Origin of the sequence: Hymenobacter negativus, from assembly GCF_016056375.1 — a bacterium.
GTDB classification, from domain to species: Bacteria; Bacteroidota; Bacteroidia; order Cytophagales; family Hymenobacteraceae; genus Hymenobacter; species Hymenobacter negativus_A.
This window is the reverse complement of the sequence record NZ_JAEDAE010000001.1, coordinates 425,518-446,184: the sequence shown is the minus strand read 5'-3', so window position 1 is coordinate 446,184 and position 20,667 is coordinate 425,518. Positions and strand designations below refer to the sequence as shown.

The window sequence follows — 20,667 nt, the reverse complement described above, 5'->3', positions numbered from 1 at the left end:
GCAAAATTTCGGCCATTTGGGTGTGGTCGAGTGCGGCGGCAGCGGCCTGCTGGTTTGGCGGGCATGCCGCGCAAATATAGAAGCACCAATGAAATAGCCATTCATTGGTGCATTTTTATTTATTCATCATCGGGTTGCATTCCAGCGTAATTTTGCGGCTCGTTAATTTCCCGTTTATTTCCCGCCCTATCCATGATTATTCACGACGCGCGCTTTCTGACCAGTAATTCGCGGGCCGATTTGTGCCCCGCTCCTACACTGCCCGAATACGCATTTATCGGCCGTTCCAACGTGGGCAAATCGTCGCTTATTAATATGCTGACGGAGCGCAAAGCACTGGCCAAAACGTCGTCTTCGCCGGGCAAGACGCAATTAATTAACCATTTTATCATCAACGACAATTGGTTTCTGGTCGATTTGCCGGGCTACGGCTACGCCAAGGTGAGCAAAGCCGCGCGCGCCGAATGGGCTAAGATGATTAATTACTACCTGCGCAACCGGGCCAACCTGATGTGCGTGTGCGTGCTGATTGATTCGCGCCACGCGCCGCAGGCCGTCGATTTGGAATTCATGGAAAAGCTGGGCGAGGAAGGCATTCCGTTTGTAATGGTATTCACGAAAGCCGACAAGCAATCGACGGCCCAGACCAAGGCACTGGTGACGGAGTACTTGCGCAAGATGAGCGAAATCTGGGACGAGCTGCCGCGCTATTTCCTCACCTCGGCCGAAACGGGATTGGGGCGCGATGAAGTGCTGGACTTTATTGCGGAGGTAAACAGTGAATGGAAGGCCGATGCCGCCGCCAATGCGTAGATTGGCCCTTAAATTGCCAACCGCCCACTGGCCCGCATGGGCTGCTGTTAACCCCTGTTTCCCCGCCCCTCTTTATTAACATCATGACCAAAAACATTTCCATTCCGCAGCTGGCCCTAGGCCTGCTGCTTGTAGCGGCCGCGCCGGCCGCCGCCCAAACCACTCCTAACACTGCGCCGCCGAAATCCCAGACGGAGCAAGGTACCGGCATCGGCTCGGTGGGCAAATCCATCCCTGTGGCCGAATACTACGAGGGCGGCCAGACGGCCATGTACGAGTTTATTGCCAAGGAGCTGAAATACCCGCCGCTGGCCAAGCGCAACCGCATCCAGGGCCAGTGTATCATCAGCTTCCAGCTCAACGCCGATGGCACGATGCAGGACCTGCGAATTGTGAAGCAATTGGGCGGCGGCACGGGCGAAGAAGCCCTGCGCGTGGTGCGCCTGCTGAAGTTTAAAAAACCGGAACTGCCCATTCGGGCCAGTCTGCCCATCGTGTTCAAGCTCGGCGTGACGGGCTCGAACGCGTTGGATGCACAATAATCCGTAGTTTTGCCCTGAAGAAGGACGAATGAGGAATGAAGCTGATGAAATGCCCTCACGGCGTTTCTAGCTTTATTCCTCATTCTTTGTTCTTTCATTCTTCATTCTCAATATTCCCAAAAATGCCCTACGAATTGCAAGAGTTGGCCGCTATCAGCGGCATGCCCGGCCTGTACCGCCTGGTGCGCGCCGCCCGCCACGGCGTGCTGGTCGAAAGCCTCGACGAAAAAGCAACCCGCACGCTGGCCCCGGCCCGCAACAAAGTGTCGCTGCTGTCGGAGATTTCCATCTATACCCAGGACCCCGAAGAAACAGTGCCGCTGACGGAAGTATTCGAGCGCATTTATCAGAAGCACGGCGCGGCCTCGCCCGTGACGTCGAAGTCGAGCGAAGGCGAGCTGACCGATTTCCTGGCCGGCGTGATTCCCGACTACGACCGGGACCGCGTGTACCTATCTGATATCAAGAAACTGGCCTCCTGGTACGGCATCGTGAGCAAGCACCGCCCCTACCAGGAAGCGGCTGCCGCTGACGCTGCCACCGAAGAAACTCCGGCTGCTCCCGCTGCCGAAGAGACTCCGAAGGCCAAAGCCAAATCGACCAAAGCCGCTAAAGCGGCAGCCACCGAGCCCAGCGCCGACGAGCCCCTGAGCACCGGCGGCGTGATTGGCGCAGCGGATGCTGCTCCGGCCGCCGAAGGCAACCCGGAAGCTGCCGCCCCGGCCAAGAAAAGCCGCAAGAAGGCCGAGTAGTTTCGACCTGATTAATAACAAAAAAGCCGCTCCCGAAATCAGGAGCGGCTTTTTTGTTAGCTGAATGCTTGGCTTATTTTGCAGTGTCGGCTTTGGCTTTGGGCTCTTTGGCAGGCTGCTCTTTGGGAGCTTGCTGGGCCTGGGCAATGAGGGCCTCGGCCTGCTCTACCAGCTCTTTGCTGCCAATGAAAATGGGGCAGCGCTCGTGCGGGGCCTGGGGCTCGATTTCCATGGTGCGGCGGTGGCCGTTACTGCTTTTGCCGCCGGCTTGCTCCACAATGAAGGCCAGCGGATTGCACTCGTACATGAGGCGCAGCTTGCCGTTGGGGCTTTTAGCGGTGGCAGGGTAGATGTAGATACCGCCTTTGAGTAGGTTGCGGTGGAAATCAGCCACGAGCGAGCCGATGTAGCGAGCCGAGAAGCTCTGGTCCTTGCACTGCTGCACGAAGGCGGCCACGCCGGGCGAGAACGAGTCGGAGCTGCCCTCGTTGATGGAGTAGATAGTACCGGTTCGGGGCGTAATAATGTCGGGGTGCGAGAGGAAAAATTCGCCCAGCGAATGCTCGTAAGTGAAACCGTTGACGCCATTGCCGGTCGTGTACACCAGCATGGTGCTGGAGCCGTAGATGACGTAACCGGCGGCCACCTGGTGGGTACCGGGCTGCTGGCAGTCGGCGGCGGTGCCCTCGCGGCCGGTGGGCGACACGCGGCGGTAGATGCTGAAAATGGTGCCGATGCTGACGTTGACGTCGATATTTGAGGAACCGTCGAGCGGGTCGATGGCCACCACGTACTTGCCTTGGTTGTTGCCGGTCTGAATCATCTCGTCATCTTCTTCGGAGATGATGGTGCAGACTTCACCGCCGTTGCGCAGGGCGCGGATGAAGCGAATGTTGGCAATGACGTCGAGCTTCTGCTGGTCCTCGCCCTGCACGTTCTGGCTGCCGTAGGCGCCGGCAATGTCGATGAGGCCGGAGCGGTTGATTTCGCGGTTAACTATCTTGGCAGCCAGGGCGATATCGCGCAGCAGCTGGGATAACTCCCCCGTGGCGTAGGGAAAATCTTCCTGCTTGCGCATGATGAAACGGTCGAGGGTAGTGCCGACGGGCAGGGCCAGTTTATTGTGGTCCATATAGCGGATTGGGAATCGAATTGAGGTAGCGGGAATGCCCAACAAAGCTACTCTAGCCGGGGCGAAGTGCAATCGGTTGCGTTTAAACGCGGAGTGTTACACCCTGCTTCGAAACAGTAAGGCGCTGCCCTAAAAACCGCATTTGCGGACGGCGGCGCTACTTTTGAGGCCTATGGAGAAAGTACAGGGACTTCAGGTGTATAAATTCGGCGGCGCGTCGGTGAAGGATGCGGCGGCTATTCTGAATCTTCGGAAAATTGTCGGTTCCCATTCAGGGCCGCTGGTGATTGTGGTGTCGGCGATGGGGAAGACGACCAACGCGCTGGAGGAAATTTTTGACCTTGCTTATCATGGCAAAGACTATGCTGATGCATTAAATCGTGTTGAGGACTTTCATCGAAACACCGCTGCTTCGCTAGCAGCTGGTGCCGGTCCTTATATGATGGATGATATTAACGAAGGATTTCGGGATGCCTTCGATGCATTGGAAGCACAATTGGCAGTTGTAAGCACCTTAAAGGACTACGACGAACAATACGACCAAGTCGTCAGCTACGGGGAATTGCTAGCCTCAGAGTTTGTGGCCCACGTATTGAACGATTTACGGCACACTAGATGGCTCGATTGCCGTTCACTGTTACGCACGAACGAAAGCTGGCGGGAAGCGCAAGTTGACTGGCAGGCAACGGAAGAAAATCTTCGCGACAAGGTGTTACCGTGCTTTCAACAAGTTCGAACTATTGTCACGCAGGGCTTTATCGGCGGCACGGCCGATGGTCGCACCACCACCCTCGGCCGCGAGGGCTCCGACTACACGGCCGCCATCTTAGCCTACTGCCTGCGGGCCGAGTCGGTGACCATCTGGAAAGACGTGGCGGGTCTGCTGAACGCGGACCCCAAAATCTTCCCCGACACGGTGCGCTACCCTGAAATCAGCTACCGCGAAACCATTGAGATGGCCTACTACGGAGCATCGGTCATCCACCCCAAAACGCTGAAACCGCTGGCCGACCGCAACATTCCGCTGCGCGTGAAGTCGTTTCTGGACCCGGCGGCGGAAGGCACGCTCATTCACGACTGCCAGCACCCGGCGCTGGCCCCGGCCTTCATTCGGAAGACCGACCAGGTGCTGCTGTCTTTCGCCAGCAAGGACTTTTCGTTTATCTCGGAGGAGAACATGGCGGTGATTTTTGCGGGGCTGGCGCAGGCCAAGCTCAAGATTAACGTGATGCAGAACTCGGCCATCAGCTTTTCGGTGTGCGTCGATTATTCGGAGCGGCGGGTGCACCAGCTGTTGGATTTGCTGCGGGCGCAGTTCACGCTTCATTATAATACCGGGCTCACGCTGTTCACCATTAAGAACTACGATGCGGCCAGCATTGCGCGCCTCACAGCCGGCAAGCGCCTGCTGCTTGAGCAGCGCACGCGGCACACGTTTCAGTTCGTGTGCCAGGACTGAAGCGGGGCGCATGAGCCAACCCAGGCAGTAAATAAAGCGTTTGTCATCCTGAGCGTAGCGAAGGACCTTCTCACGGTTGAGCAGCGATGTGCTGACGTTAGAAGGTCCTTGGCTACGCTCAGGATGACAAATTGCGCAAGCAACTAACCAACAATTTCCCCTTCCGCATGGCAGTTCTCGTGGGCAAGCGCGCCCCTTCCTTTAAGGCCACGGCCGTGATTGACGGCAAGGCCGAAGAAGAGTTTTCGCTCGACCGCTACCTGGGCAAGAAGCATGTACTGTTCTTCTTCTACCCGGCCGATTTCAGCCGTGTGTGTCCCACCGAAATACTGGCGTTTCAGGACCGACTGGCCGAGTTTGAGCAGCGCGGCGTGGCCGTGGTAGGCTGCTCCACCGATTCGCACTACGCCCACCTGGCCTGGCAGGAAACGCCGCGCGCGCAGGGCGGCATAGGGGGCGTGACGTACCCGCTGGTGGCCGATGCTACCAAAACCATCTCGGCCAACTACGACGTGCTGGGCGGCCACTACGACTATACCGAGCAGGCCGAAATGACCTTCGTGGGCTCGCCCATGGCTTACCGGGGCTTGTTTTTGATTGACAAGGATGGCATCGTGCGGCACCAGCTGGTGAACGACCGGCCGCTGGGCCGCAGCCTCACAGAAGCCCTACGCATGATTGACGCGTTGCAGTTCTACGAGAACAACGGCGAGGCTTGCCCCGTGGATTGGGAAGCTGATAAGGCAGTTTAATCGTGGCCCGAAACATCGACTGGGCGCGTAGTGCGTAATTTTGGGGCTTGCTTTTTCTCTACGATATCGCCCTGGGCCTGTACGGCCTGCTGCTGCGGCTGTTAGCGCCGTTTGTACCTAAGGCTGCCGCTTGGGTGACGGGTCGGCGCGGGCTGCTGGCTCACATCCGCCAGACCATTGGGGCCGATGCCGCGCCCCGCGTGTGGTTTCACTGCGCCTCGCTGGGCGAGTTTGAGCAGGGCCGCCCGCTGATTGACACCTACCGACAGGCACACCCCGGCACCAAAGTGGTACTAACCTTCTTCTCGCCTTCGGGCTATGAAGTGCGCAAGAACTGGCCGGGAGCCGACTACATCTTCTACCTGCCGCTGGATACCCGCGCCAATGCCCGCGCCTTTCTGGACGCGGTGCAGCCCCGGCTGGTGGTATTTGTGAAGTACGAATTCTGGTATCATTTCCTGAGCGAGGCGTTTCGGCGGAGAATTCCGGCCATCGTGGTGTCGGCCATCTTCCGGCCCGAGCAGGTATTTTTCAAGCCCTGGGGCGGCTTTTTTCGGAAGATTTTGGGCCGGTTCGCGCACATCTTTACGCAGAACGAAGCCTCGGCTCAATTGCTGCGCGACGCAGGAATGGACAGGGTAAGTATCGCAGGCGATACTCGTTTCGATACGGTGGTCGCTACCGCGCTGGCCCCAGCCCGCGCGCTGCCGCTCGTGGATGCCTTCGTGGCCGATGGCGCGCCCGTGCTGGTGGTAGGCAGTTCCTGGAACGAAGACCTGCCCGTGCTGCGCCCCCTGCTGGAGCGCTACGGCGCCGAATTGCGCGTGCTCATCGCCCCGCACGAAGTGACGGAAACCAACATACGGCAAGTGGAAACCACGCTGCCCGGCCCGGTGCAGCGCTATTCGCAGGCCGAGGCCGCTACTGTGGCCCAGGCCCGCGTGCTGCTGTTCGACAACGTGGGGTTGCTGAGCCAACTCTACCGTTTTGGGGAGTATGCCTACGTGGGCGGCGCCTTTGGCAAGGGCCTGCACAACACGTTGGAAGCCGCTGCCTTCGGGCTGCCGCTGTTCTTCGGGCCTACCTACGCCAAGTTTCAGGAAGCCGTGGAATTGGTGGAACTGAAGGCCGCGTTTCCGGTGCGGGACGGGGCCGAGCTGCTCGCGGCCTTCGCCTTCCTGTGGAACGACGACGCTGCCCGCTTGCGCCTCCAAGACACGATTCTCGACTACGTGCACGACCAGGCCGGGGCCACGCGCACCATCATGGCTGCCCTGCGCACCCTCACCCCTGCTCCCAATGAAAACCGCTGATTCCTACCTCCCCGATGGCCCCACCGGCCTGCTGCACGGCATCGTGGTGAAGTCCACGGGCTCGTGGTACCTCGTGCGCGGCCTCGAAACCGGGCAGCTGTACCGCTGCCGCCTGCGCGGCAAATTCAAGATAAAGGGTCTGAAAGCCAGCAACCCGCTGGCCGTGGGCGACCTGGTCGATTTCAGCATTGAGGCCCAGACCGAGGGTGCGGGCGTTATCTCGCACATCGCGCCGCGCCGCAACTACATCGTGCGCAAGTCGGTGCACAAAACCGGCCACGTCCATATCGTGGCGGCCAATATCGACCAGGCGCTGCTCGTGGTTACGCTGGTGTCACCGGCTACCTCGTTTGGTTTTATCGACCGCTTTCTGGTTACGGCCGAGGCCTATCACATTCCCGTCACGCTGCTGTTTAACAAGACTGATTTGTACGACGAGGACGGCTTCGAGTATCAGGCCCAGATTGCGGGCATGTACGCCAGCCTGGGCTACCCCAGCCGCACCTGCGCCGCCACCACCGGCGAGGGTGTGGCCGAAATCGACCAATTACTCGACAGCAAGGTGAGCTTGTTGGCGGGCCATTCCGGCGTGGGCAAAAGCACGCTCATCAACGCGCTGGTGCCCGACCTCGACCTGAAAACCGCCGAAATCAGCGAGTTTTCGGATAAAGGCGTGCACACCACCACCTTCGCCGAAATGCTGGAAGTGCGCCCCGGCACCTTCATCATCGACACGCCCGGTATCAAGGAACTGGGCCTTGTGGATTTGCCGCCCGCCGAGCTGGCCGGCTACTTCCCCGAATTCCGCGCCTTGCTGGGGCAGTGCCGCTACCACAACTGCCAGCACACCCACGAGCCCGGCTGCGCCGTGCGCGAAGCCGTGGACCAGGGCCGCATTGCCCTGCCCCGCTACGACAGCTACCTGAGCATGCTGGCCGGCGAGGATAACCGGCACTAACGCCTTCGGCTCAAAGAAGAATGAGGGATGAGGAATTACCCAAATGGCAATTCTTCATCCCTCATTCTTCTTCAAATGCAGCGACTTACTTGGCGGTAGGCAGCACCACGCTGTCAATTACGTGGGTTACGCCATTGCTCGAAATCACGTCGGCGATTTGCACGGTGGCGGGGGCATCTTTGCCGTTGCCGACCATAATCTGGCCATTTTTCACCGAGATGTGCAGCTTCTCGCCGTTCACGGTGGTCAGTTCCTGCCCGTCTTTCAGGTCGGCGGCCACGAGGCGGCCTGGGATGACGTGGTAGGTAAGCACGCCTTTGAGTTTCTCTTTGCTGGCGGGGTCCATCAGGCCGGCTACGGCACCTTTGGGCAGCTTATCGAAGGCCGCATTGGTGGGCGCGAACACGGTAAAGGGGCCCGCGCCGCTCAGGGTTTCTACCAAGCCCGCCTGCTTCACGGCGGAAACGAGAGTGCTTACGCTTTTCGCACCAGAAGCATTGGCAACAATGTTTTTATCAGCCGTCATGGCCACACCGTCCACCATCACGCCCTCGGGCTTGGCCATGCGGGCCGAATCGCCGGCCACGGCGGCGATGGAATCGGCCGGGTTTACGGTGCTCACGGTTTCGGTTTCGGTAGTAGCGGGCTTGTCGTTGCCGCAGCTAGCCAGCATGAGGGAGGTAGCGAGGGCAACCAACATGGGAGCAAAAGATTTTTTCATGAAATCAGGTGACTGTGAAAGAAGAAAAATGGGTAAGTAAAAAATCATTAACGGCGTAAATGTCCCTACGGCTGTGAGCTTACGTAGTAACGGCCCGTCCCGGTTGTTTCGTAAGTCTATCAAATTATTACCTTCGCCGGCCGAAAGCAGCACCTGCTTCCGGCAAATCCGTTTAATCCGCTAAAAATCCGCGATTCATGAAAACTGCCGAAATCCACACCAAAAAAGGTGTCATGAAAGTTGAGTTCTACGAGCAGGACGCTCCGAACACTGTTAAAAACTTTACCGACCTCGCCAAAAAAGGCTACTACGACGGCCTGAAATTCCACCGCGTCATCCCGAATTTCGTGATTCAGGGCGGCTGTCCCAACACCCGCGAAGGCGCGAAGGGCATGCCCGGCACCGGCGGCCCCGGCTACAAAATCGACTGCGAAACCAGCGGCGACCACCAGTACCACGAGCGCGGCGCGCTGAGCATGGCCCACGCCGGCAAAAACACCGGCGGCTCACAGTTCTTCATCGTGCACGACCGCCAGAACACCGCCCACCTCGACCGCGTGCACACGGTATTCGGCAAAGTGGTGGACGGCGTGGATGTTATCGACAAGATTCAGCCCAACGACGAAATCGAGAAAATTGTGGTGACGGAGGCGTAGTTTCCGGACCAGTTTGAAATGTAGAACGTCATGCAGGGCTCAGCATGACGTTCTTTTTTTGTGGTGCTCGCCCCTACTTCTTCCCTTCCGGCGACGGGTTCTCAATTTCCTGCACCAGCTGCCCGTACCAGTCCTCGCCGTACTTGCGAATCAGGGGCTCCTTGAGAAACTGGTACACTTTCACCCCCAACTTGTTGCCAAAGTCGCAGGCCGGGTTGCAGATGTTCCACCGGTCGTAGTTTAGCGCGTCGAAGCCTTCGTACTTCGTGATGCGAATCGGGTACAGGTGGCAGCTGATGGGCTTTTTAAACGTGGTGGCGCCTGCCAGATAGGCCTGCTCGATGCCGCATTTCAGAATGCCGCGCTCGTCCCAGAGTGCGTAGGCGCACTCCTTGTCGTCAATTGTTGTTGTGCTGAAGTCGCCTTCCCAGTCTTTGATGTAAAGGCCTTGGGCCTCGATGGCGGCTTGGCCGGCCTCGGTCAGGAAGGGCTTGATATTGGCGTATTCCTGCTCCAGAATCTTCAGCTCGGGCTCTTCGAGCGGCGCGCCGAGGTCGCCCTCCACGCAGCAGGCGCCTTTGCAGGCGTCGAGGTTGCAGACGAAAAAGTTGTCGGCGATGTCATCGGAAATGACCGTTTCCTGGATAATAATCATTGTAGGTAGGGTGCGGGGCTTGCCCCCGCCCGCCGTTGAACGACATGTAAGAGTGGCGTATGCGACGGGCGGGGGCAAGCCCCGCACCCTACGATTAACCAGTACAAAGATAAGCCTTGATAAGGGGCGACAGGCTTTGCACCGGGGCTCCGTACCTTTGTAGACCCGCCCAAAAGGCGGCTTATTTCGCACATGGCACTAGATTATCTTTCCCTCCTGAATCCATCGCAAGGCGCCGCGGTGATGCAAACCGAAGGCCCCTGCATGATTATCGCCGGCGCTGGCTCGGGCAAAACCCGGGTGCTCACCTACCGCATCGCCAACCTGCTCGAAAAAGGCGTCGACCCGTTCAATATTCTCGCGCTCACCTTCACCAACAAGGCTGCCAAGGAGATGCGCGCCCGCGTGGAAAAAGTGGTGGGCCCCGCCGCCCGCAACCTGTGGATGGGCACATTCCACTCGGTTTTTGCCAAAATTTTGCGCTCGGAGGCCGATAAAATTGGTTTCCCCCGCAGCTTCACCATCTACGATACGCAGGACTCGAAAACCCTGATTGGGCAGATTGTGAAAGAACTGGAGCTCGACGACAAACTCTACAAGCCCAGTTTGGTACTTGGTCGCATTTCGGCCGCCAAGAACAAGCTGATTTCGCACAACCAGTACCTGAACGACCCGGCTATCAAGGCCGACGACGAGGCGGCGCTGCGGCCCAAAATTGGCGTTATCTACCAGCAGTATTTTCAACGCTGCCTCAAGGCCGGCGCGATGGATTTCGACGACCTGCTGTTTAATACCAACGTGCTGTTTCGGGACCACGCCGACATTCTGAACAAATACCAGAATATGTTCCGGTTTGTGATGGTGGACGAATATCAGGACACCAACTATTCGCAGTATTTAATTACCCGCAAACTCGCGGCTAAGGAACGGAATATCTGCGTGGTAGGCGACGATGCGCAAAGTATTTACGCCTTCCGCGGCGCCGATATTTCGAATATTCTGAATTTCGAGAAGGACTATCCCGAATTACAGGTATTTAAACTGGAGCAGAATTACCGTTCCACTAAAAATATTGTGTGGGCCGCTAATTCGGTGATTAAAAATAACCAAGCGCAATTGCGCAAGGACGTTTTTTCGGAGAATGAGGACGGCACGCTGATTGAGGTTATCAAAGCCGCTTCGGATAACGAGGAAGGCAAACTGGTGGCCAATTCCATCTTCGAGGACAAGATGAACGGGCATTTGTCGTACGACGATTTTGCCATTCTCTACCGCACCAACGCGCAAAGCCGCGCGATGGAAGAATCGTTGCGAAAATTAAATATCAAATATAAAATCGTTGGCGGCCTGTCGTTTTATCAGCGCAAGGAAATCAAGGATTTGGTGGCGTATTTGCGGCTCACGGTCAACCAAAACGATGAGCAGGCCATTCGCCGGGTAATTAATTATCCGAAGCGCGGAATTGGCGATACCACCATCAGCAAATTGATAACCACGGCCGACGAAGCCAACCACACGCTGTGGGAAGTAGTGGCCCATGCCGACCAGTTTATGCCGGCCCGCGTGAGCAATCCGGTGGTGGGATTTGCTGAGAAGATTAAGAGCTACATTGTGGTTGCCGAGAAGGAGGATGCTTTTGAAGCAGCCAAATTCATTGCCAAGAACTCCGGAATGCTGGAGGAGCTTTATGCGGATAAAAGCATCGAAGGCCTTTCGCGCTACGAAAACATTCAGGAGTTGCTGAATGGCATCAAGGAATACGTGGACGACCCCGAGCGCGAAGACAAAAGCCTCGGCGCGTTCCTGCAAGACATTGCGCTGGTAACGGATTCGGACCTGAAGGACGCCGCCCAGGAAGGCGAGGCCGTAACGCTGATGACCATTCACTCAGCTAAAGGCCTGGAATTCCGCAATGTGTACATTGTGGGCATGGAAGAAAACCTCTTCCCGAGCCAGATGATGATTACATCACGGGCCGATTTAGAGGAAGAGCGCCGCCTGTTCTACGTGGCCATTACGCGGGCCGAAAAGAAGCTCACGCTGAGCTACGCCACCTCGCGCTACCAGTGGGGCAACCTGCGCAGCTGCGAGAAAAGCCGCTTCTTAGATGAGATTGACCCGCAGTACGTCAACTTTAAGTTTGCCGCCGGGCCGGGCGCGGGCGAAGGCTCACCGTTTCAGCACGTCTTTGAGCGCCGCTCGAACCTGATTCCGACACCACCGCGCAAGGTACAGGCCACCAAATACGTAGCCCCGGCCGACTTTGCGCCTTCCGATACCTCCAAGCTGCAAACCGGCCAGCGCGTGGAACACGCAAAGTTTGGCTTCGGCACGGTGAGCGCGCTGGAAAACCAGCAGGGTACTACTAAAGCCACCATTCAGTTTGAGGAAGTGGGCGAGAAGGTGCTGTTGCTGAGCTTCGCCAAGCTGCGGGTACATTAGAGTTGAGTGAGGAAGTAGAGACGCAAAATATTGCGTCTCTACTTCCCTTTTGCGCATAACCGACCCCTTCTCACGCCGTATCTTTGGCCTGAGCCCTGCCCTCGGCAGCCTCTCTCCTGCTTTTTATGACCGATATTAATTCCCTGCCCTTCCACCTGCAGCTGCTGGTGCGTGAATATGGGCACAGCACTTACCTGCTCATTCAGGGCCTCAAAGACATTGAGGACGTGGGCGAGCGTACCAAGCGCGCCTCGGCAATTGTGCAGCTCATGCTGCGCCTGCAGCCGGCCCTGCGCGATTTGCCCGAAATCCAGACTCGCCTCTGGAACCACCTGCACGCCATGGCCGGCGAAGACGTGGCCCTGGAAGCGCCCGTGGCCCTGCGCAGCCTCACGGTACGCACTGAGAAGCCCAGCCGTGTGCCTTACCCGCGCACCGCTCCCAAGCTGCGTGCATATGGTGCTGCCATCGAAGCCCTGATTGCCAAGGCCCTCACCCTGGAAGATGCCGCCGAGCGCGAGCAGGCCACCATCCAGATTGGCCGGACGATGAAGTTCCTCTACCGCCAGCACAACAAGGAAAACGCCAAGGACATGACCATTCTGCGGCACATGAGTGAACTTTCGGGCGGCCAGCTCAAGCTCGACCCGGCCGTGGTGGACAGCGAAAACCTTTTTGAAATGCCGGCTGCTCCGGCAGGCAGCAAGCCGTTCATCGTGCCCCAGCCCCAGCAGCGCGAAGGCCGCGACCGCCGCGAAGGCCGCGACCGCGACAACCGGGGCAATGGCTTCGGCAACAAAAACGGCAAGAAGCGTAAAAAAGGCCGTAGCCAGGAGCCTCAGCAGCCCCCTCAATAGTTTTCTCTTTTACCTCTTGTCATCCTGAGCGCAGCGAAGGACCTTATCATGAGGAACAGTTTGTTCCAGCGTGGTAAGGTCCTTCGCTGCGCTCAGGATGACAGATTTTTACTCTTAAATTATATGGCTGCATTTGAAGTACGCGGCGGCAAACCACTGCGCGGCGAAATCACGCCCCAGGGCGCCAAAAACGAAGCCCTCCAGATTCTCTGCGCGGTATTGCTGACCCCGGAACCCGTCACCATCAGTAATATTCCCGACATCCGTGACGTCAACAAGCTAATCGAGCTGTTGCGCGATATGGGCGTGAAAGTGGGCAAGCTGGCTTCCGACACCTATATTTTCCAGGCCGAGGACGTGAACCTCGACTACATGGACACGCCCGAGTTTGTGGCCCAGGCTGGCGCGCTGCGCGGCTCGGTGATGATTCTTGGCCCCATGCTGGGGCGCTACGGCCGCTGCCAGCTGCCCAAGCCCGGCGGCGACAAAATCGGCCGCCGGCCGATGGATACACACTTTCTGGGCCTCGAAAAGCTGGGCGGCAAGCTCACGCTCGAAGGCACCGACTTTTACCGCATCAAGGTCGATGGCAAGCTCACGGGCACTCACATGCTGCTCGACGAAGCCTCGGTAACCGGCACCGCCAACATCCTGATGGCCGCCGTGCTAGCCGAGGGCACCACCACCATCTACAACGCTGCCTGTGAGCCTTATCTGCAGCAGCTCTGCCGCATGCTGGTGCGCATGGGAGCTAATATTCAGGGCATTGGCTCGAACCTACTCACCATCGTAGGCGTGGAGAAGCTGGGCGGTACCGAGCACCGCATGCTGCCGGACATGATTGAAATTGGCTCTTTCATCGGCCTCGCGGCCATGACAGGCTCCGAAATCACCATCAAAGACTGCCAGATTCCGGAACTTGGCCTCATTCCCGATACCTTCCGCAAGCTGGGTATTCAACTGGAATTCCGGGGTGATGACATCTTCATTCCTGCGCAGGCGCACTACGAAATTGCCACCTACCTCGACGGTTCCATCCTGACGGTGAGCGACCACACCTGGCCCGGCTTCACCCCCGATTTGCTTAGCATCGTGCTGGTGGTGGCCTGCCAGGCCAAAGGCACGGTCCTCATCCACCAGAAGATGTTTGAGTCGCGCCTGTTCTTCGTCGATAAGCTCATCGACATGGGCGCGCAGGTGATTCTCTGCGACCCGCACCGCGCCACTGTAATCGGCCTCGACCAGCGCACGCGCCTGCGCGGCATCACCATGACCTCGCCCGATATCCGCGCGGGCGTGGCCCTGCTCATCGCCGCGTTGTCGGCCGAAGGCAAAAGCACCATCGAAAACGTGGAGCAAATTGACCGCGGCTACCAGAACATCGACACGCGTCTCCAGGCGCTGGGAGCGGATATTCGCCGCCTGTAATAAGCCTGCTTATCGATTCCTAAAAATGCCCGGCCCTTCCGCCGGGCATTTTTTATTGCCAGCTATATGGGTTACTTCTGGTTGTGCGTTGGCATAAAAGGAGCTGCGCAGCTACTGTTTCTGGTTTCACTTTTTACGGAATGAATCATGAAATCCTCCCTCAGCATTGCTGTTGGGCTGGCAGTCCTGCTGTGCGGCTGCAGCCACGCCAAGAAAGAAAGTGTTGCCGTTGCGGACGTGGCGCCGCAATACATGATGAGTGCACCGGCCGCGCCGCCACAGAGTTCGGATTCGGACGATAAGGAGGCTACGGCCGACGTGATTCCGGGTCCCCGGCCCTACATCGAATCCGTCGTGGCTCCCTCCCGCCTGCTCATCTACCACGCTGATTTACGCCTGAAAGTGGCCAGCTTGCCTCGCGCCAGCACCCGCCTCGACAGCCTTGTGCACCGCAACGGTGGCTACCTCAGTGCGGCCACCGAGGTGCGGGCCGATGGCGAATGGCGTCAGGCTATGACCATTCGTGTGGTCCCATCTCGCTTTGAGCCGCTGATGGCTGCGCTCGGTGGCCTGGGTACCGTGGAGGAAAAAAAGCTGACCACCGACGATGTTACGGCCCAACATGCCGACGTGGCCGCCCGCCTCGCCACCAAACGGGCCGTCGAAAAGCGCTACATCGACCTGCTGGCCCGCGCCCGCAAAATCAGCGAAGTGCTGGAAGTCGAAGGAAAAATCGGCGAGGTGCGCGAAGAAATCGAAAGTACCGAAAGCCGCCTTAAAACGCTCAACGATGAAGTGGCCTATTCCACCATCTCTCTCACCTGTTACCAGCCCCTGCCCCATTCCGTACCCGAAGCACCGGTCGTATCATTTGCCAGCCGCTTGGTAGAATCGTTCTACACCGGCTGGACTCTGATTACCAGCCTACTGATTGGCATGGTGGCCATCTGGCCCTTCCTACTGCTCGGTGGGGTTGGGTGGTGGGCCGTGCGCCGCTGGCGGCGAAGCATTGCTCAAGCCTAGCGGGTAACAAAAATCCCCGCCGCAGTACCGATAATGGCATAGCAGCGGGGATTTTTGTTTCAGGACGACGCCTGGGACTCAATCCATCACCAAATCCACCACAGCATTCACTACCGACAGCGCCAGGCTGAATAACAGGGCGTTGAAGAAGCCGTGCACATCGAAGCTGCTCATCAGGAAATCGGCCAGCTTCACAATGATGACGTTGATAACCAGCAGAAATAGGCCCAATGTGAGCACCGTGATAGGAAAGCCCAAAATTTGCAGAATGGGTTTCACGATGGCATTCAGAATGCCCAGCACGATGACCAGTATAGCTGCGCTGCCCACGCCGCCCAGCGCCACGCCCGGCAGCACCATGCTGAGGCCATACACCAGCACGGCGGTGAGAATGAATTTGAGAATGAATCCTATCATGGCAAAAGGGTTAAGGTGAAAGAAGCTTACTCGGCCTGCATGCCCTTAGCAGTCAGCCGCCCTTGCGATACGGCCATCCAGTTGCAAAGTTGGTAGAGCAGGCGTGCGCCCACGATGGCGTTCCACTCTGTGTCGCCGGGTGCTACTTCGTTCAGGTCGCAACCGATGATTTGGATGCCCGCCCGCACAATGGCACGCAGCAGATAAGTAGCTTCTTCAAACTCCAGGCCGCCGGGCACGGGCGTGCCGGTACCGGGGCATAGCTTGGGGTCGAGGCCGTCGATATCGAAGCTGATGTACACTTTTTTGGGCAGTTGCGCGATGATTTTGCCGCACACCTTCTTCCACGACTTCTTGGCGAACTTCTCGTCGCTCAGAAACCGCTGGCTGAACAGCGCCACCCGGCCATTGGACTGGTCGATGACGTCGGCTTCCTGCTGGCAAAAGTCCCGAATGCCCACCTGCACGAGTTTCTTCACCTGCGGCAGCTCCAGCGCATTGTGCATGATGCTGGCGTGCGAATATTTGAAACCTTCATAAGCGGGGCGCAGGTCGCAGTGCGCGTCGAACTGCAGGATAGCGAATTCGTCGTGGCGCTCGGCCAGCGCGTGCAGGTAGCCCAGCGGCGTGCTATGGTCGCCGCCCAGTACCACCACGCCCTTGCCGGCATCGAGCAGGGCACCGGTTTTGGCTTTCAGCCACGCCAGCATCTTGTCGCCCTCGGCAGTGGCCTGAGCTGGTACCTTTTCGTGCTTTTTGCGGTCGGCTTCGGGTTGGCCTTCTTCCAGCCAGCCAATGTAATCGGCGGCCAGTGGGCGCAGCTTGCGGCTGGCTTCGGCAATGGTTTCGTCCGCTTCCTCCATGGCCAGGCCGAGCTTCCAGGCATTGGGCACATCGGAATCGTACAGGTCGACCTGCAGCGAGGCATCGCGGATGGCGGCCGGGCCATCGGCCGTGCCGGCGCGGTAGCTCACGGTCACCTCCCACGGCACGGGCACTACTACCACCTGCGCCTCTTCGGGCGTGAAGGGCAGGCCAAACAGGCCACTGTCCGCATCGCCAGGCGCGTTGGGGTCGAAGGAAGCTATTTTTTGGGCGAGGGCGTCCGCTTTAGCCATTGGAATTGGTACGTAGGTAAACAGTAAGGTTGAATGCGAAAAATAACGTCATGCCGCGCCGGCTGTTGCATTCCCAGGCACACCAGCCAGTTCAGCGAACGGGCTCGCGGGAGAGTTGCAACGGCCGGCGCGGCATGACGGGCCGGAACGCAGTTAAGCATTCCTTAAAAGATTATTAGGCCGACATCTGGCTACCCAGAAAGTCGTAGCTGCGTATGATTTCCAGGATTTTCTGGAATGTCACGCGGTCAAAAAACAGCATCAACGGCAGTTCAACCGTGTTGTCGCGGTCCGAAAACTGCGTGATAACCGAGAAGATGAGCGGCTGCAGCTGTTGCGCCGGCAACAGGCTCTGCAGGTTCTCCGCAATATCACCCTTAGGGGCCACGGGTGGCGCACCATAGATGTTGGCCTTGAGAATGTTGGCCAGCTGCGTTACCAACGCCCCGGTAATGATGTTGCTTATTTCGAGCAACAGCGACTCCTGCAACTCGTTCAGCTCCAACGTTTCAGGGGTTTGCATGCGCAGGCACACCCGCGAGAGGCGCTGCACGTGCTGTCCGGAGAAGAACATGAGCGTGGTGCCATTGAAATCACCCCGGATATCGGACTGAATGGGCACATGACGGGTCTGGTATTCGCGCACCCGGTGCAGGATATCGTCGCTCATCAGCAAGTCAATATTCGGCACTTCAAGTAACACCCGCTCCTGGGCGATAACGGCGAATGAATCGGCGGCACGAGCCAAGCCAATGTTAAGAATCTCGCGGATTATATCACGCTCTAACTCAGTCATCGATAAATCCATAACGTCAAAGATAGGGGAAAGTGCAGCTGCGAGGACTGGGGTGAAAGTAGGAAAATTAAGGGCGTTTGGTCAGAAACAGGCGAGTCAGGGCCGGCACATCCAGCACCAGGCACACTTGCCCGCTGCCGAGCAGGGTAACTCCACCAAACAGGTCGATGGTATCCAAGGGCTTACTCAAGGGCTTGATGACAATATTTTGCTGCCGGATAAACCGGTCAACCAGCAAGCCCAGGCGGCGGTTATTGTAGTTCACAACCAGCACCTGCTGGGCACCGGTCATGTCAGCTTTGTCGGCGAAAGGCAGCATTTCGTCGCCTTCGTCGTGCAGCAGCATCCGCAGCGGTATTAGCGGCACGGCCTGCCCCTGCACGTGCGTTACCAGCACGCCGCCCACTACCGAAATCTTGTCAGGTTGCAGGGCGAGCACCGTGTCGGTGTGCATCAGCGGGATGGCGTAAGGACGCTCGTCTACTTCAATCAGCAGCGCGCCCTTCACGGCAATGGACGTGGGCAACACCAGCGTAAACGTGGTGCCAACGCCCAACTGCGATTCGACCCGCAGCTGCCCGCCCAACGAGTCGAGGGCCAGCTTCACCACATCGAGGCCCACGCCACGGCCCGAAATGTCGGTAATCTTGCTGGCCATTGAGAAACCGGGCTCAAACAGAAAAGCCCACACCGCCTGCTCGTCTAGATTAGCGGCTGCGCTGGCCGTGGTCAGGCCGCGCTCCACGGCCTTGCGGCGCACGGCTTCGGTGTCAATGCCCCGGCCATCGTCGCGCACCTGAATGAGCACATCGTCGCGCTCGGTCAGGGCCGAAAGGGTGAGGTGGCCTACCGCCGACTTGCCCGCTGCGGACCGCTGGGCCGTGGTTTCGAGGCCGTGGCTGACGGCGTTGCGCACCAGGTGGAGCAGGGCATCGGTAATGATTTGCAAGATGTTGCGGTCAATCTGCACGTCCTGTCCGCTGAGGGTTAGCTCAACTTCTTTGCTTTCGGCGGAGGCCACGTCGCGCACCACACGGGGAAACTTATTCAGCAGCACACCCACGCCTACCAGGCGAGCATCCATCACGCTGTACTGCAAGTCGTCGGAGATGCGGAACAGGTGCTGGGCAGTAGCAAGCAACGCTGGGTTACCAATTTCCTGCGCCAGGGTCATAATCCGGTCACGGTCGATAACCAGCTCCCCTACCAGATTCAACAGATTGTCAAGCTTTTTAACCTGAATGTACACCAGGTCGGAAAGCTCCATTTTTTTACCCGACTCTTCCTCTGTTTCTACCTCTTCGGTTTCTTCCAGAATTGGCTCTTCGCCCCGCACCAGGAGGTCAAGGTTATCAAGCAACACCGTGGCATCCGGCAGCGGCTGGCCGGCTCCCACCGCCCGAATCATGTTGCCCAGCGCGTCAACCCCGGCAAAAACCACTTTGATAAGGGAACCACTGAACGTGCGTTCCTGGTCCCGAATCAGCCCGAACAGGGTTTCAAGATGGTGCGCCACCTCGCCCAAATCGGTGAAGCCCATGGCACGGGCATTGGCCTTGAGGTTGTGCATGAGCCGGAACAACTCATTCAGAGCCGGGCCGGCATCGGGGTTGCGCTCAAGCTCGCTCAAATGGCGGCTCATGGAGTCGTAATACTCCAGCGCTTCGGCCATGAAAAGCTCCCGGTATTCCTGGTCGCGCGTTTTCATCAGGCCTGAGAAATTGAGTTGATAAACCAACTTTCCGGCGCGCACAGACACATCCCACCGTTTCCGATGAGATGTAGTGGGGCAACGGAATGTTGTCGCAGCAGCACCTTACGCAGCTTGTTCAGAAGCGTCGTTTTGCAGCGCCGCACCCACAATTTCCAGCACTTTCTCTTCCGAGAACGGCTTTACGATATAAGCCAAAGCACCGTTTTCAATGGCTTCGGTCACAATAACCTCCTGGCCCACTGCACTACACATCACCACCTTGGCGGTGGGTTGAATCTGGCGGAGGCTTTTGAGCACGTCCAGGCCAGTGTTGTCGGGCAGAATTACGTCGAGGGTAATGAGGTCGGGGGAAGTTGATGCGGCCATTTCCACCGCTTGTGCGCCGTTTGCTGCCTCGCCCACTACTTCGTAGCCGGCATCAGTGAGCATGTTTTTGAGCATCGTACGCATGTAAAAGGAGTCGTCGACGATGAGGATGCGCTTATTCATGGAATTGGGGAACGTAAGATTTAACGGGTAGCCGAGCAATGTTGCGGGCCACCCTTGTACGGGGCCGGGGCTACGAAGATGCCGTTTTGCCCGGCAGGCGCATCACTTCGCTTGGCGTCAGAAGCTTGCGCATGTCCAGCACGATGATGATGCCGCCTTCGGGCAGTTTGGCAATGCCTTCGAGGTACTTGTCGCGGGTGCTGGAATCCTGCACGAATTCGGGGGCCGGCTCAATCTGGCTCAGGGGCATGGTGAACGGTCGCGGTACTTCGCGCACCATCAGGCCCAGCACGTAATCGGCGGCTTCGACGGCAATGGTGTAGCTGCGCTCAGGAATTGGCCGACCAACCGGCCGCAGCCGGAACCGCTCTTCCAGGTCCAGAATGGCAATAATATCGCCGCGCAGGTTGGCAATTCCTTTGATGAAAGGCGGGGTTTTGGGCATGCGCGCCACGTCGGGCGTGACGGTCACCTCCTTCACCTGCTCGATGCGAATGCCGTAATCCTCATCGCCCAGACGGAACACGATAAGCTGCACCAGTTCGGCGGGCTTGGCGCGTTCGGTCTTGGCTATAGGAGCGGTTATTTCAGTCTCAGCCATGCGGGATTAGTCGAAAAAGGGCTAAACGA

The 20,667-nt window shown here is 58.1% G+C and carries 21 protein-coding genes; 12 read left to right on the top strand and 9 right to left on the bottom strand.

What is annotated here, in order from left to right; genetic code table 11:
• Positions 1 to 192 precede the first annotated feature (192 nt).
• The 3 genes from yihA (at position 193) to I7X13_RS01940 (ending at position 2,107) form a co-directional block, all read left to right on the top strand.
• Positions 193 to 813 carry a ribosome biogenesis GTP-binding protein YihA/YsxC gene (yihA, locus tag I7X13_RS01950; protein ID WP_198068095.1) on the top strand — a complete coding sequence of 207 codons (621 nt, stop codon included), beginning with the start codon at positions 193 to 195 and terminating at the stop codon, positions 811 to 813.
• Between the two features lie 83 nt (positions 814 to 896).
• Positions 897 to 1,355 (top strand): energy transducer TonB, encoded by a 459-nt coding sequence (locus tag I7X13_RS01945; RefSeq protein ID WP_198068094.1) that lies wholly within the window; start codon positions 897 to 899, stop codon positions 1,353 to 1,355.
• A 122-nt stretch (positions 1,356 to 1,477) separates the two neighbouring features.
• Positions 1,478 to 2,107 (top strand): DUF5606 family protein, encoded by a 630-nt coding sequence (locus tag I7X13_RS01940; RefSeq protein ID WP_198074144.1) that lies wholly within the window; start codon positions 1,478 to 1,480, stop codon positions 2,105 to 2,107.
• Positions 2,108 to 2,180: 73 nt separating this feature from the next.
• On the opposite strand, the gene fbp is transcribed toward I7X13_RS01940, so the two are convergent.
• Positions 2,181 to 3,239, bottom strand: a complete 1,059-nt coding sequence (fbp, locus tag I7X13_RS01935) for a class 1 fructose-bisphosphatase (protein ID WP_198074143.1) — start codon at positions 3,237 to 3,239, stop codon at positions 2,181 to 2,183.
• Between the two features lie 172 nt (positions 3,240 to 3,411).
• Here fbp and I7X13_RS01930 point away from each other — a divergent pair, with 172 nt between their 5' ends.
• From I7X13_RS01930 to rsgA, 4 genes are all read left to right on the top strand, one after another.
• Positions 3,412 to 4,698 (top strand): aspartate kinase, encoded by a 1,287-nt coding sequence (locus I7X13_RS01930; protein ID WP_198074142.1) that lies wholly within the window; start codon positions 3,412 to 3,414, stop codon positions 4,696 to 4,698.
• Between the two features lie 167 nt (positions 4,699 to 4,865).
• Positions 4,866 to 5,450 (top strand): peroxiredoxin, encoded by a 585-nt coding sequence (locus I7X13_RS01925; protein WP_198068090.1) that lies wholly within the window; start codon positions 4,866 to 4,868, stop codon positions 5,448 to 5,450.
• A gap of 47 nt (positions 5,451 to 5,497) precedes the next feature.
• On the top strand, positions 5,498 to 6,763 hold the full coding sequence (locus I7X13_RS01920) for a 3-deoxy-D-manno-octulosonic acid transferase (RefSeq protein WP_198074141.1): 1,266 nt from the start codon (positions 5,498 to 5,500) through the stop codon (positions 6,761 to 6,763).
• Positions 6,750 to 7,721 (top strand): ribosome small subunit-dependent GTPase A, encoded by a 972-nt coding sequence (rsgA, locus tag I7X13_RS01915; RefSeq protein WP_198074140.1) that lies wholly within the window; start codon positions 6,750 to 6,752, stop codon positions 7,719 to 7,721. Before I7X13_RS01920 ends, rsgA begins: the two co-directional genes overlap by 14 nt.
• Before the next feature lie 85 nt (positions 7,722 to 7,806).
• On the opposite strand, the gene I7X13_RS01910 is transcribed toward rsgA, so the two are convergent.
• On the bottom strand, positions 7,807 to 8,442 hold the full coding sequence (locus I7X13_RS01910) for a fasciclin domain-containing protein (RefSeq protein ID WP_233454634.1): 636 nt from the start codon (positions 8,440 to 8,442) through the stop codon (positions 7,807 to 7,809).
• Between the two features lie 197 nt (positions 8,443 to 8,639).
• Here I7X13_RS01910 and I7X13_RS01905 point away from each other — a divergent pair, with 197 nt between their 5' ends.
• Positions 8,640 to 9,098, top strand: a complete 459-nt coding sequence (locus tag I7X13_RS01905) for a peptidylprolyl isomerase (protein WP_198068086.1) — start codon at positions 8,640 to 8,642, stop codon at positions 9,096 to 9,098.
• 73 nt (positions 9,099 to 9,171) lie between these two features.
• On the opposite strand, the gene I7X13_RS01900 is transcribed toward I7X13_RS01905, so the two are convergent.
• The gene (locus I7X13_RS01900) at positions 9,172 to 9,753 is read right to left on the bottom strand and encodes a DUF3109 family protein (RefSeq protein WP_198074139.1); all 582 of its coding nucleotides are present in this window, start codon (positions 9,751 to 9,753) and stop codon (positions 9,172 to 9,174) included.
• Between the two features lie 192 nt (positions 9,754 to 9,945).
• Here I7X13_RS01900 and I7X13_RS01895 point away from each other — a divergent pair, with 192 nt between their 5' ends.
• From I7X13_RS01895 to I7X13_RS01880, 4 genes are all read left to right on the top strand, one after another.
• Positions 9,946 to 12,195, top strand: coding sequence for an ATP-dependent helicase (locus tag I7X13_RS01895; protein WP_198068084.1), 2,250 nt, complete (start codon positions 9,946 to 9,948; stop codon positions 12,193 to 12,195).
• Positions 12,196 to 12,320: 125 nt separating this feature from the next.
• Complete coding sequence (locus I7X13_RS01890) at positions 12,321 to 13,052, top strand: DUF4290 domain-containing protein (protein ID WP_198074138.1); 732 nt, start codon at positions 12,321 to 12,323, stop codon at positions 13,050 to 13,052.
• Positions 13,053 to 13,175: 123 nt separating this feature from the next.
• Positions 13,176 to 14,480, top strand: a complete 1,305-nt coding sequence (gene murA / locus I7X13_RS01885; protein WP_198074137.1) for a UDP-N-acetylglucosamine 1-carboxyvinyltransferase — start codon at positions 13,176 to 13,178, stop codon at positions 14,478 to 14,480.
• A gap of 147 nt (positions 14,481 to 14,627) precedes the next feature.
• A complete protein-coding gene (locus tag I7X13_RS01880; protein WP_198074136.1) occupies positions 14,628 to 15,503 on the top strand; it encodes a DUF4349 domain-containing protein in 876 nt (291 codons plus the stop codon).
• Positions 15,504 to 15,581: 78 nt separating this feature from the next.
• Here I7X13_RS01880 and I7X13_RS01875 read toward each other — a convergent pair whose 3' ends face one another.
• From I7X13_RS01875 to I7X13_RS01850, 6 genes are all read right to left on the bottom strand, one after another.
• Positions 15,582 to 15,920 carry a phage holin family protein gene (locus I7X13_RS01875; protein WP_211531937.1) on the bottom strand — a complete coding sequence of 113 codons (339 nt, stop codon included), beginning with the start codon at positions 15,918 to 15,920 and terminating at the stop codon, positions 15,582 to 15,584.
• A 26-nt stretch (positions 15,921 to 15,946) separates the two neighbouring features.
• A complete protein-coding gene (locus I7X13_RS01870) occupies positions 15,947 to 17,038 on the bottom strand; it encodes an agmatinase family protein (RefSeq protein ID WP_198068080.1) in 1,092 nt (363 codons plus the stop codon).
• 175 nt (positions 17,039 to 17,213) lie between these two features.
• Positions 17,214 to 17,846 carry a chemotaxis protein CheC gene (locus I7X13_RS01865; protein WP_211531936.1) on the bottom strand — a complete coding sequence of 211 codons (633 nt, stop codon included), beginning with the start codon at positions 17,844 to 17,846 and terminating at the stop codon, positions 17,214 to 17,216.
• A gap of 55 nt (positions 17,847 to 17,901) precedes the next feature.
• On the bottom strand, positions 17,902 to 19,542 hold the full coding sequence (locus I7X13_RS01860) for a chemotaxis protein CheA (RefSeq protein ID WP_198074135.1): 1,641 nt from the start codon (positions 19,540 to 19,542) through the stop codon (positions 17,902 to 17,904).
• Positions 19,543 to 19,650: 108 nt separating this feature from the next.
• Complete coding sequence (locus tag I7X13_RS01855) at positions 19,651 to 20,037, bottom strand: response regulator (RefSeq protein WP_198068078.1); 387 nt, start codon at positions 20,035 to 20,037, stop codon at positions 19,651 to 19,653.
• Between the two features lie 70 nt (positions 20,038 to 20,107).
• A complete protein-coding gene (locus I7X13_RS01850) occupies positions 20,108 to 20,638 on the bottom strand; it encodes a chemotaxis protein CheW (protein WP_211531935.1) in 531 nt (176 codons plus the stop codon).
• Positions 20,639 to 20,667 lie beyond the last annotated feature (29 nt).

Bases quoted from the DNA above. Each gene is read 5' to 3' on its own strand.
- yihA (WP_198068095.1), top strand. From the start codon at position 193: ATGATTATTCACGACGCGCGCTTTCTGACCAGTAATTCGCGGGCCGAT.
- I7X13_RS01945 (WP_198068094.1), top strand. From the start codon at position 897: ATGACCAAAAACATTTCCATTCCGCAGCTGGCCCTAGGCCTGCTGCTT.
- I7X13_RS01940 (WP_198074144.1), top strand. From the start codon at position 1,478: ATGCCCTACGAATTGCAAGAGTTGGCCGCTATCAGCGGCATGCCCGGC.
- fbp (WP_198074143.1), bottom strand. From the start codon at position 3,239: ATGGACCACAATAAACTGGCCCTGCCCGTCGGCACTACCCTCGACCGT.
- I7X13_RS01930 (WP_198074142.1), top strand. From the start codon at position 3,412: ATGGAGAAAGTACAGGGACTTCAGGTGTATAAATTCGGCGGCGCGTCG.
- I7X13_RS01925 (WP_198068090.1), top strand. From the start codon at position 4,866: ATGGCAGTTCTCGTGGGCAAGCGCGCCCCTTCCTTTAAGGCCACGGCC.
- rsgA (WP_198074140.1), top strand. From the start codon at position 6,750: ATGAAAACCGCTGATTCCTACCTCCCCGATGGCCCCACCGGCCTGCTG.
- I7X13_RS01910 (WP_233454634.1), bottom strand. From the start codon at position 8,442: ATGAAAAAATCTTTTGCTCCCATGTTGGTTGCCCTCGCTACCTCCCTC.
- I7X13_RS01905 (WP_198068086.1), top strand. From the start codon at position 8,640: ATGAAAACTGCCGAAATCCACACCAAAAAAGGTGTCATGAAAGTTGAG.
- I7X13_RS01900 (WP_198074139.1), bottom strand. From the start codon at position 9,753: ATGATTATTATCCAGGAAACGGTCATTTCCGATGACATCGCCGACAAC.
- I7X13_RS01895 (WP_198068084.1), top strand. From the start codon at position 9,946: ATGGCACTAGATTATCTTTCCCTCCTGAATCCATCGCAAGGCGCCGCG.
- I7X13_RS01890 (WP_198074138.1), top strand. From the start codon at position 12,321: ATGACCGATATTAATTCCCTGCCCTTCCACCTGCAGCTGCTGGTGCGT.
- murA (WP_198074137.1), top strand. From the start codon at position 13,176: ATGGCTGCATTTGAAGTACGCGGCGGCAAACCACTGCGCGGCGAAATC.
- I7X13_RS01880 (WP_198074136.1), top strand. From the start codon at position 14,628: ATGAAATCCTCCCTCAGCATTGCTGTTGGGCTGGCAGTCCTGCTGTGC.
- I7X13_RS01875 (WP_211531937.1), bottom strand. From the start codon at position 15,920: ATGATAGGATTCATTCTCAAATTCATTCTCACCGCCGTGCTGGTGTAT.
- I7X13_RS01870 (WP_198068080.1), bottom strand. From the start codon at position 17,038: ATGGCTAAAGCGGACGCCCTCGCCCAAAAAATAGCTTCCTTCGACCCC.
- I7X13_RS01865 (WP_211531936.1), bottom strand. From the start codon at position 17,846: ATGGATTTATCGATGACTGAGTTAGAGCGTGATATAATCCGCGAGATT.
- I7X13_RS01860 (WP_198074135.1), bottom strand. From the start codon at position 19,542: ATGAAAACGCGCGACCAGGAATACCGGGAGCTTTTCATGGCCGAAGCG.
- I7X13_RS01855 (WP_198068078.1), bottom strand. From the start codon at position 20,037: ATGAATAAGCGCATCCTCATCGTCGACGACTCCTTTTACATGCGTACG.
- I7X13_RS01850 (WP_211531935.1), bottom strand. From the start codon at position 20,638: ATGGCTGAGACTGAAATAACCGCTCCTATAGCCAAGACCGAACGCGCC.